At 38.9% G+C, this 10,717-nt stretch carries 12 protein-coding genes and 1 pseudogene; all 13 read right to left on the bottom strand.

From position 1 onward, the window contains the following. Positions 1–32: 32 nt before the first annotated feature. A pseudogene (locus tag AC59JT_RS03310) lies at positions 33–194 on the bottom strand (DapH/DapD/GlmU-related protein); the annotation flags it as partial. A 296-nt stretch (positions 195–490) separates the two neighbouring features. Beyond that, the gene (locus tag AC59JT_RS03315; protein ID WP_497396105.1) at positions 491–1,423 is read right to left on the bottom strand and encodes a hypothetical protein; all 933 of its coding nucleotides are present in this window, start codon (positions 1,421–1,423) and stop codon (positions 491–493) included. A gap of 1 nt (position 1,424) precedes the next feature. Further along, complete coding sequence (locus AC59JT_RS03320; protein ID WP_497396107.1) at positions 1,425–2,174, bottom strand: glycosyltransferase family 2 protein; 750 nt, start codon at positions 2,172–2,174, stop codon at positions 1,425–1,427. Next, the gene (locus tag AC59JT_RS03325; RefSeq protein ID WP_497396109.1) at positions 2,174–3,073 is read right to left on the bottom strand and encodes a glycosyltransferase; all 900 of its coding nucleotides are present in this window, start codon (positions 3,071–3,073) and stop codon (positions 2,174–2,176) included. Before AC59JT_RS03325 ends, AC59JT_RS03320 begins: the two co-directional genes overlap by 1 nt. Further along, complete coding sequence (locus AC59JT_RS03330) at positions 3,070–4,218, bottom strand: glycosyltransferase family 4 protein (protein ID WP_497396111.1); 1,149 nt, start codon at positions 4,216–4,218, stop codon at positions 3,070–3,072. Before AC59JT_RS03330 ends, AC59JT_RS03325 begins: the two co-directional genes overlap by 4 nt. After that, positions 4,215–4,793: an acyltransferase gene (locus tag AC59JT_RS03335; protein WP_497396113.1), complete on the bottom strand. Its 579-nt coding sequence runs from the start codon at positions 4,791–4,793 to the stop codon at positions 4,215–4,217. The genes AC59JT_RS03330 and AC59JT_RS03335 overlap by 4 nt, the downstream gene beginning before the upstream one ends. A 5-nt stretch (positions 4,794–4,798) precedes the next feature. Continuing rightward, positions 4,799–5,740: a glycosyltransferase family 2 protein gene (locus AC59JT_RS03340; protein ID WP_497396115.1), complete on the bottom strand. Its 942-nt coding sequence runs from the start codon at positions 5,738–5,740 to the stop codon at positions 4,799–4,801. Next, positions 5,733–6,605, bottom strand: a complete 873-nt coding sequence (locus AC59JT_RS03345; RefSeq protein ID WP_497396117.1) for an alpha-1,2-fucosyltransferase — start codon at positions 6,603–6,605, stop codon at positions 5,733–5,735. The genes AC59JT_RS03340 and AC59JT_RS03345 overlap by 8 nt, the downstream gene beginning before the upstream one ends. A 10-nt stretch (positions 6,606–6,615) precedes the next feature. Beyond that, on the bottom strand, positions 6,616–7,392 hold the full coding sequence (locus AC59JT_RS03350) for a glycosyltransferase family 2 protein (protein WP_497396119.1): 777 nt from the start codon (positions 7,390–7,392) through the stop codon (positions 6,616–6,618). A gap of 4 nt (positions 7,393–7,396) precedes the next feature. Beyond that, positions 7,397–8,422 carry a hypothetical protein gene (locus AC59JT_RS03355; protein WP_497396121.1) on the bottom strand — a complete coding sequence of 342 codons (1,026 nt, stop codon included), beginning with the start codon at positions 8,420–8,422 and terminating at the stop codon, positions 7,397–7,399. A gap of 1 nt (position 8,423) precedes the next feature. Beyond that, the gene (locus AC59JT_RS03360) at positions 8,424–9,251 is read right to left on the bottom strand and encodes a methyltransferase, TIGR04325 family (RefSeq protein WP_497396123.1); all 828 of its coding nucleotides are present in this window, start codon (positions 9,249–9,251) and stop codon (positions 8,424–8,426) included. Between the two features lie 5 nt (positions 9,252–9,256). Then, positions 9,257–10,345 carry a DegT/DnrJ/EryC1/StrS family aminotransferase gene (locus AC59JT_RS03365; RefSeq protein WP_497396125.1) on the bottom strand — a complete coding sequence of 363 codons (1,089 nt, stop codon included), beginning with the start codon at positions 10,343–10,345 and terminating at the stop codon, positions 9,257–9,259. Then, positions 10,338–10,703 (bottom strand): sugar 3,4-ketoisomerase, encoded by a 366-nt coding sequence (locus tag AC59JT_RS03370; RefSeq protein WP_497396127.1) that lies wholly within the window; start codon positions 10,701–10,703, stop codon positions 10,338–10,340. The genes AC59JT_RS03365 and AC59JT_RS03370 overlap by 8 nt, the downstream gene beginning before the upstream one ends. Positions 10,704–10,717 lie beyond the last annotated feature (14 nt).

Genomic DNA, 10,717 nt, shown 5'->3' on the forward strand with positions numbered 1-10,717 from the left:
TAATTTGTCGGGCATTAGGCGCTTTATAAAATTCATCGTTGCTTAATAATTTGAGCTGGTACACCAACTACAGTTGTATTGGGCGGCACATCTTTAGTTACTACAGCGCCTGCACCCACAATAGCGTTGTCGCCAATTGTAATGCCCGGCAATATTACCGCGTGGCTGCCTATCCAAACATTATTGCCTATCACTACCGGTTTCTGTACAATGCTGTCTTTAAAACGTGAAGCGCTGCTATCATGCGTAACGCTGTTTATCGATACATGCGATGCGATAAGGCAGTTATCACCAACGGTAATACCCCCATGGCCCCACATATGCACAAATGCGTTAACAGATACGTTGGCCCCCAGGCCAATATGTTCAGGCCCCTCAAACCTCACCGGGAACTGTATAAAAGTGCCCCTGCCACATTGCTTCAATGTTGTTTTGAAACGGCCAAGTTTGTAGCTGTACCAAAGCTTGTTAAGCTTGATCAACTGGTTATTTATTTTCGAAGTAAGCCAATTAACCATCGTAAACTTTTTGCGGGCAGATGAATGAATGTATTTACCAATGCAGATCCCACATTAATACCTACACCGTTTTGATATAGTTTTAAAAGTAACGCTTGCGACCTGTAAATGTACGAGCTGCTGTTACTCCCTCCAAAATGCAACACAATGGGCGAGTAAACGGCTGGATACCACGGTCTATGCCTCGGCTTACCAGTAGCCGGGTTACGCAACAGGCGTGTGCCTTTAAGCACGTTTAGCTTAGCAGGATGCGAATCGGTTGAAAGATCGGTCATATAGCGGCCATCATCGGGTATTGGTGTTTGGTTATGTGCCATCATGCCTATAGCTATCAGGCCCTCTTCGTTTATCCATTTATTTTTTATGCGATGAAAGCCAAATGAATCATAGTCGGGTATGATGCTTTGCGCCAGTTCATACACCTGCTTGGTTTTTTCGCTGTTACGCAGATAGTATAATCCTCCGTTAAAACGTGGTAATTGTGTTATACCGAATTTTTCTTCAATTACTTTAGCCTGTTGTTCGCCACACCATTCGGCAGCGTTTACCAAGGTGCCTGCAACACTTACGTCCTTGCCTTCACAAGCGTCAAATATTGGCTTAAGGCTGCCGTAGCATAGGCAGTCTGAATCTATAAATAAGGTATGTTCTGTTTGAATGTATTGATTGATAAAGGTTTTTATCCCTATCCCTAATTTAGATTGATCATCATCCGCCTTAACTATGTGTACATGGCTTTGAAGTTTAACCGGAATATCAAAATTTAAGTTAGATATGATGTAAACCGTAATATCATTGTGTATCAGTACAGACTGCGCGCAGTTTAAAGCAAACTTAACATAGTTAAGGCTATTGGTTGCCACGGTTATGACCGAGTAATTTGGATCAAATACTTGTCTCGTCATGCTAAAATGGCCATAAACGTTTTAGGTGAAAAAGCGATGTTTCTATAATATACCTTAAGTAGGAGTGATGGTGCCATTTATAACTGTAATACATGCGTGGCAGTTGAGTAAGTTTATCAAACTCGGCTTTGTTTACAGTATTAAGCGATTCGCTACCTAAATGGGTAACTACAGATGTTGGTACCAGGCAGTTTTTAACATGAAATTTCTCTAATGTGTTTGAGTAATCTGAGTCGCAGTACCAAAACACAAAGTTTTCATCCAGCATGCCTATGGTATCAAATATCTCACGCTTTACAAAAATACACCAGCCTATTAGTACGCCAAAGTAACCTTCTAATGGTGGGCCGCTTTGTTCAAAACCTTCTTTACCATGAAAATTAGGGCAGTAAGGCACAGCGCTTAACATAGCAAGATCAGCGTCCATAGCGTTAACTATTTCAGTAGCCCAATTTTTATGGAAGATAAGGTCATTGTTGCACAAACAAACGTATGGACTGATAGTAGCTTTAATACCGATATTGAGGTATTTATGAAAACCAAATTTCTCCTCGGGGTATATAGTTTTTGAATTGGGGAACTGATACGGTTGCAAACTTTTCTCCGACTCGATCACCACAACGTTAAATTGTATTTTTTCGGGATCTTCGGATGCTAAAAGTGTTTCGATAGTTTGGTTAGTTAACCCCTTCAAATAATTGCTTTTAGCGTAGCTGAGGATTATAATATCGATATTGATCTTTTCGGGCATTAATAGCTAAAATTATAAAAGGGAGCACCTTTTTTAAACAAGTACTTGAACAGAAATTTTATAAAATAGCCCGGCGTTTTGTAAAACAAATAACCTTTGCGGAAACCGACCAGGTATTTAAGCGCCAGTTTGTAAATGGTTTTATTGTTATAGCCATTTGCCGCGCAGGTCTGTATAAAACTATTGAGTGTTTTATATTCTAATGTGCCGGTTTCTGTACTATTTAATTCCAGGCTGGTAAGTGGTAATTGCTTTTCCCATTTTTGGTGAAATTTTAGTGCGGCTTCTATCCAGTCACTATTTACGTTGCCCAGCGAATTATGTGCTATCAACACGTCGTTAACACAATAAATCTGGCTGCCGGCCCGGTGTACCTGCAAACTGATATCCATATCATAAAAATGGAAGCCGGGAAAGTTTTTCTCATCAAAGCTGATCGTAGTGAAAAGGCTTTTTCTCACACAAAACCAAACGCCGTCAAGTAAAATTGCCGGCCTGGCTTTAATACCATTACTGTTGTTTTTTAAACCAACTGCACCCGATTGATTGCCTTGTAGTAAATTTTCGTACAATATACCACTGCCCCACCAGGGACCTGGCATAAACGAACAGTAAGGGCTGCCCGCAACGCCTATGGCGCCCAACTGTTGAGCTGTAAAATGTGCTAATACATTTAGCCCCCAGTTTTGCGTATGATAGCTGATATCGTCATGCATAAAACAAAGTACATCGTATTTGCTTATTGCCACTCCTTTGTTGTAAGCCGCGCAAATGCCGTATTGATTATCAGCGTTATCAATCAAAATTAATTCGTACTCAACCCCAATACTATTTTTAATATTATCCGCCAGTATGGCGTTTAATTCTGCTGTCCGCGAACAGATAATGATAGAGATCATTTAAGTAACGGAGTTAGCAGGTTATAAATACCGGAGGACACTTTATCGCTGTTGTGATTATCGGCGACAAGTTGATGAGCTTTCATTGAAATGCGATTATAAAGCTCATTATTTGTTGATAGTTGATGAATATTATCGCTCAACATGTCAATATCAAGATATGGGGCAAGTAAACCAGCACCTTGTTGAAGAAGCTCCGGAATGCCGCCACTATCACTAAATGCTAAGACCGGTTTTTTTAAGAATGCAGCTTCCAGCGCGATAAGCGGGAATGGATCTTCGCGAGACAGGAGCACGAATACATCAAATGTGTTCATCACTTCCAACGGGTTATCTGTGACAGGCAAAAAATCGATCTTATTTTTAATACCACACTTCTGCGCATCGTAAATGATGCTTTTCACGTAGTCGTTGCTGTCATCAGCACCTAACCAGTTTATTTTGAAGTTAAAGTCGGGATGTTTTTCCAGCAGTTTTAAGGCAAGCAGTACCACTAAGTCGGTGCCTTTTCTCCATTCGGGTGTTCCTCCTGTGCCGATAATAAACGTGTTGTTAGCTTGTACTTTAGGTTGAGGTATCTCAACATTCGTATCTATAAATTCGTATTGTAACTCAATCTTAGAGTCGGCTATTTGGTAACTCTCTACCAGGTTTTGTTTTACCGCGTTTGATACAGCTATGATTTGGTCAACCTTTTCCAAGTTTTCTTTGATGTAACTATGCTCAAAACAATAGCTTAACGCAAACGACAGCTCATGAATGCAGCAAACCGTTTTTACATTGTATCGGGTTTTAAATGCACTTAACCAGGGAAGGCTAGCAATTGTATTGCCATATACCAGTTTGTAATTGTTGCCTGATAGCTTTTTAGTGATTGGGGTAATGCTACCTGCTTTGGTGTTGAAAAGCTTGTTTTTTATCTTGTTGCCCAAGCTATTGGCATTAAAAATATTTTCGGCTAGATAAGTATTCCCTATAGCTTCAAACTCGCTTTTCAGCGGGCCATCAGCCAATAGTAATATATCAAATTGCTGCCTGGTATTGGCTTTGATCCATTTTAATAAATGTAAAAGAACTATAGGCGCGCCGCTGCGGGATGCCTGGTGGCTTATGAATAATATTTTATCAGAAGCTGTACTGCTCAAGGGCGGACTTGTATAACCTGTTCACTATTTAACTTCACAATGGAGTTGGCGGGTACAGATTGGTATATTAAGTTGTTGGCGCCAATTATTACATTATCGCCAATGGTAACACCTTTTAAAATAGTTACGTTACTGCCTATCCAACAATTGCTGCCAATACTTACGGGCGCTGTAGTAAATTCAGCTTTTTGAACGGTCAATACGTCATTAATAAATTCGTGTTTATGATTATGGTCGTATATTTTTACGCCTTCGCCAAACTGGGTATTGGCACCTATACTTATTTTTTCGAGGCAGTTTATAGAGCAATAATTGTTGAAGAACACGTTGTTGCCTATTTGTAATTCTGCCTTAGGGAAAATCAAAATATGGCAATAGTTTTTAAAATGTACATAAGGGCCAAACTTAATGCTGAAATTGCCGTCGGGTAGATTAGCACTAAAGTAATCTTCAATCCGTAGTCCTTCGGCACCGCTAATGTTGGGACTATTAAAAATAATTTTAAGCCTGTGTTTTTCACGGATCAGCAGTAAGCGATTCATGATACGGGCCAGTAAATTATTGATAATTGGCATTGTATTTATCTTGAAAGTAAGCTATCGACTTTAAACAGTAGCCTCACCGGCAGGTAAGAATTACGTTTTAATAAAGCTATAAAAAAGCTGTTTAGTTTGCTGATGGTATTGCTAAGTATGTGGGCTGATTGGCGGTTTAAATATAGCGCATCATCAATGCGGCCTTTTCTTAGCAACTCATTTATAGTGATCTTTAAAAAGCCTTTAAGTTTAGCTGTGTCCGCTTGATCTAATAGTTCCTTGTTGAAGTTTTTTACGAATACACAGGCCTTCTCAAAATTAATCAAACCGGTATCGTTAGACATGTTGGTGTCATGCCTTCGGTAATAAAAAAGTTTATCGGCCAAGCCATAAAAAGCTACACCACTTGCCGCAATGCGCAACCAGTAGTCCCAATCCTGACAGGCAATGAAACGTTTATCCTGCGTGCCTATACTATCCAGAACGGCCTTGCGCACCAGTACCGAAAGCACTGGTATGTAGTTGCCCTCGTACTCCCGTTTATACATTTGTGTACCGGTAAAATAGCCGTTTAAAGTACCGTAAGGTTGGTTGTGATTAATATCATCACCATTGAATATGTAACCATCTGCAAATACAAGCCCAATATTAGTATGGGTATTGATAACCCGTAACTGCAAAGCCAGTTTTTCAGGCAACCATATATCATCCGCATCTAAAAATGCAACCCATTCGCCGGCCGCGGCTGCAATGCCAGTATTGCGGGCCGCGCTAAGTTTTTGGTTGGGTTGATTAATAATCTTAATACGGTCATCGGTTGATGCGTATTGGTCAACAATAGTTTCTGTACCATCTGTTGATCCATCATTTACAATAATGAGTTCCCAGTTGGCGTAAGTTTGAGCAATTACTGATGTTATAGATTCTGCTATATACCGTTCGGCATTATAGGTCGGCATAATTATGGATATCAGCGGCTCAGTCATTTGCAATTCTTATCCAACTTGCAGGGACAATGTCAGCTTCGTCAAAATAGTCATTCCCATTTTTGAACCATTTTTGTGGGGCAATAACAATTTTTTCATCGTTGTTATTTAACCACGCGCCCCACCAGCTAAAGCTGCTATTAGCTATTATATTATGCTGGCATTCTTTCATTAATATCATATCCTGCCAGCTATCATCGCCTTTATTATGGTTAACCAACGTTGCATTAGCTGTTAAGGGCAAAAGGTGTTGTTCAACCCAATCCGTATCGTCAGAAAAAAAGTAGAAGTGAGGGGCCTCAACTTTTTGCTTCATCGTGTTAATGGCATTTTGATAATAGGCTATGCTGCACGTACCGTGTATCTCATTGGTAGTTTTTGAGTTTACGTAGTCGCCTCGTCTTACATGTACACTGACGGATGTTTTTGAGGGGTTCGCGTATTCGATCTCGTGTGATTGTTTATTCAGCACTCCGTACTGTAAACAGTTTGTATACAGGTCATCCTCAATTTGTTTAAAATATTTTTCACTTTGCCAAAAGCCTTCAAAATAGGCCGGCGATTTAACTGAAAACACATTTTCGTCAAAGCGTAGCGACCGTTCTTTAAAGTAAGTAGGTTTGTACAGCAGTTTCCTTATAATACTGTGCCTGGTAGTTAGTTCTATTTGTTTTTTGGTGGCGATGTTTAAGGTGTTGCCAACTATTTTATCCAGTTCGAGTGTGCGAGGAGTTAGGCCCGAATGGCCATCAAAAAAAGATGTATCAAACAATAATTGCGTTTGAAGTCTGGTTGATATGGCCAAGCCGAATGCATATTGAAATAACTGATTACCTAAGCCGCCTTGAAGTTTAACTATGATCAAAATTCAGGATCTATAATTCAAGTTGTTTAAAAAACCTGGCGAGATATCGTCGCAAGCGCGAATTTTTCAGGTTGGCAATTTTTTGCCTTAGCGTCATCAGTTCGCGATAATCATTTATAAACAGCCCGAACTTGTTTTCCAGGTAGTTGTTCTTTTCGGCAACTATCTGATCATAATTTTCGGGAAGCGAACTCATACCATAAAAGTTATAAGATGATATTACTTCCCGTAAATATTTATGACTCACCTGATGAAGGCAAATTGCTTCTGTAAAAAATATCCAGTCGGAGACGAATTTCACGTCTGTGCGATAAAGCCCAAGCCTGTCAAAAACAGTTTTCTTTATAAAGGTAGATTGGTGAGATAGAGTATTACCGGCAAAAAAAGAGAAGTTTAACTGCGCCGGATTGTTTTGTATCCACCTTTTGCTTTTATATACACACTCCGTATCGCCGTATACAATTTCGGCATTTAAGCCACTTTTAATAAATAATCCAATACTGGTATCACTATAAAAATAATCGCCTGAATTTAAAAATATTACATACTCGCCGGTTGATCTTAAAATCGCTTTATTCATGGCGTCGTAAACGCCACTGTCTTTTTCAGATATCCAATAGGTAATGCCGGCGCTGTTTTCTTCGATAACGTCTACTGATCCGTCTGTACTGCCACCATCAATAACAATGTATTCAATGTGTTTATAGGTTTGATCTATAACCGACTTAATAGTTGTATTTAAACCCTGCTTATCATTGTAATTAACAGTTATAACGGTTATCAGCATGGTCTTATAATTTCAACTTTGATTTTAATCGTCTATACAAACGATTGGGGTTTATGTGACTGATAGACCAAGAGGTGAATAACCAATAACCATCCGCGCTTTTTAGTTTTTCCTTAAACCCACTGGTAAGTACGTTTTTATTCCGGAGGATGTTATTCTCGTTATTAACTAACCCTGCTGCAGCTTTCCGTAAACTTTTTAAGTAGGTATGGTAAATAAGTTTTATTGCCTTTTTATTAGGATTTACGCCATAATACTCCAAACCGTTAAAAGCAAAATTGTAGTTGAAAACCCGTAGGTGATGAAAGTGGAAATAAATAAGCGGATGTTTATCAACCAATACGTTTCCTGAATGAACCTCATAGGTGTATTTGTCAATATTCCATGGCGCTAAACCTGCGCCCGGAATAGTTATTTCCTCAACGTTGTTAAAATCTGTTTTCCAGGTATCTAAATACTTTTGGTCGGCAAATCGTTGGTTTACTTCGTCGTAATAATCGTAACACCATTCAAGGCATTTCTCCCGCCAGTCATTTAAACAAGCAATGGCATTGCTGTCATTTTTAAAGCTTTGAAAGCTTACATTGTTCTTACCGTATTTTTCTAACGCTATGATCAGATCGCTAAAATTATGTGGCGTAACTAATATAGATGCGCCTTTGTAATGGTTTAGTATTGTTATCGGATCGCTAAAGAAATACAGATCAGCATCCATTGTAGTGATACGATCTATACTGGGGAATTTGCTCAGTATGTATAATGGTAAATAGGGACTCAAGGTAAAGTAGTATTCTACTTTAGACCGATTGTTTTTGGCCTGTAATAGCTCAGGAAAATACTCTTCAATATCTTTTAATGTTATTACTTCTACATTTTGATGATCAAGCCTATTGAAGTAGGCACCGGCATCATCATCCAACACCAAAATAAACAGTTTAAAAGAGGAGGATGATACATTGACCAGCGACGATAATAATGCCAATCCTCTTGACAGATAGTTTATATCGAAGTAAGTTGCGAAGTATTGCAAACTAAGCGCGCTTTAAATAAAAACCTTTCCAGTACAGACGCTTGCCATCTTCGGTCCAGCTGTCTGTTTCGGCAAAGCTGCTAAACTCATAAAGCTTTTTATAGGGTTTTAAATTGGCTAATAAATTAGCTTCGTTGAAAAACCAGCAAGGGTAACTGGCCTCATATATTTCTGCCGGAACACGTTGAATAGTTAAAATGTCATGTTCGGCAGCAATAAATGATGTGCGATCTATCAAAATGTTAGAAATGTTAAAATCCACGATTTCGTTCAGAATAGTGTAGGGCTTTTCTAAATACTGTAAAACACCACTTAACAATATTACATTAGGCTTTTGCTCTTGTATGCACTCATTAATGGTATAATAAAATTTAAGCCTGTCATCTTCAAAGCTATTTTTGCCGCACTGTACAAAGTTGTCCTGTTCAATAATACACCAGATAAGGTTTTTTATTGGCTTTAAAAATTCTATATTTTGATAGTAGGTACTGCCAAGGCTCCCACCAAAGTCCAGTACGCATAAGTTTTCATTTTCGAGAGCTATATTTTGTAATGCGGTTAGTAATGGCCAGCTGTATTGTTTATTGTCGAAAATAACGCTATCGCGCTCATAAACAGCTTCTCCATTTTTTACTTTAGTTAAAGCAGCAGCACTTTTTTCTAAAATAACATTGTCATTATATCCCGTCCTTCCATTTAATACTTCTTGCCAGGAGTTATAATTGCCAGACCACATGCTGCGCGGCCTTTCTTTTTTCTGAAAGCGCCGTGCAATTGCCGGAAAAATAGGCGGAATAAGAAGGTTAATTATTCGCTTAAGCGACCGCATTTAAGTCAATTAAAGTCATTAATAGTATTAGCTACGTACTCAATCTGCTCCTTAGTATGAAAAAAGGAAATAGGAAGGCTCAACGTTGTTTGATGTATTTCTTCAGATATCGGAAAGTGTTGATTAGGAAATAAATAACGATAACCGATTTGTTGGTGGGGAGGGATTGGATAATGTATTTCTGTCATAATATGCTTCTCTGCAAGAAACTTTTTTAACTCATCGCGTCGGTCACATCTTATGTTATAAATATGGAAAACGTCCTGATTATTGCTTTGAATACTTGGTTTTAAAAATCTGTCGCTTAAAATGTTAAAATATATTTGGGCCAATTTATTTTTGTGCGTGTTTATATCGTCCAGCTTTGGTAATTTTTTTCGTAAAAATGCCGCCTGTAATTCATCAAGGCGAGAATTAAAGCCGATATAATCGTTATGATATTTTTGACTTGAACCATAGTTACGCAGGCTTATTAGCTTTTTAGCAAGGTCTTCGTTATCAGTAGTTATGGCGCCACCATCACCAATAGCCCCCAGGTTTTTTGTTGGGTAAAAGCTAAAAGCCCCCGTGTTTCCCCAACTACCGGCCTTTTTATTATCGTGTATAGCGCCGTGCGCTTGCGCGCAATCTTCAACCACTTTCAAGTTATATCGTTGAGCAAGACTGGTAATAGCAGTCATGTCGCACATTTTACCATACAAATGAACGGCTAAAATGGCTTTGGTTTTTGGTGTTATGGCCAATTCAATTTTAGCGGGATCAATATTGTATGTGTTTGTATCAGGCTCAACCATTACAGGATTAAGCCCCGCATTGATAACACCCAATATACATGCTATGTAAGCATTTGATGGCACTATTATTTCGCTACCCTTTGCAAAATCAAAAGCTTTAAGTGATAGCATAATTGCATCAAGGCCTGACGCTACACCTATACAATATTTGGTGCCGCAATAAGCAGCAAACTCTTGCTCAAAATTGGCCACCTGACTGCCCAAAACATACCAGCCTGATTGCATTACCTCATTATAGGCCTCCTCATAAGCGCTCTTAAAATAAGCGTTAACCTTAGCTAACGATTCATATTCAATCATACGGCTGGTATATGTAGTCCTTTGGATCAAACGTTGTCGAAGCCAGTACCATTAGTATGGCATCATGGCTAAAATTGTACATTCTATGCCAGTCCTCAGGGTTTAAAATGAGGCATTTTGAAGGTTTATCTAATACAAACTCTTCCTCAATCAGTTTATTGTTGTTGTAAATGGTACAGCTTCCCTGTATACAGATTGCTGCCTGGAATGTGTTTACGTGCCTATGGCCACCACGTACCGATTCGTCGACACCGTAAATGTAAAACACACGCTTTATATCAAACGGTATTACTTTTTCAATTACCGTTAAGTTGCCGCGTTTGTCTGTATGGGTTACAAGGTCTATTAGTTGGGCCATATTTAAGTTTACCT

It is taken from the genome of Mucilaginibacter sp. A3364 (genome assembly GCF_059690715.1).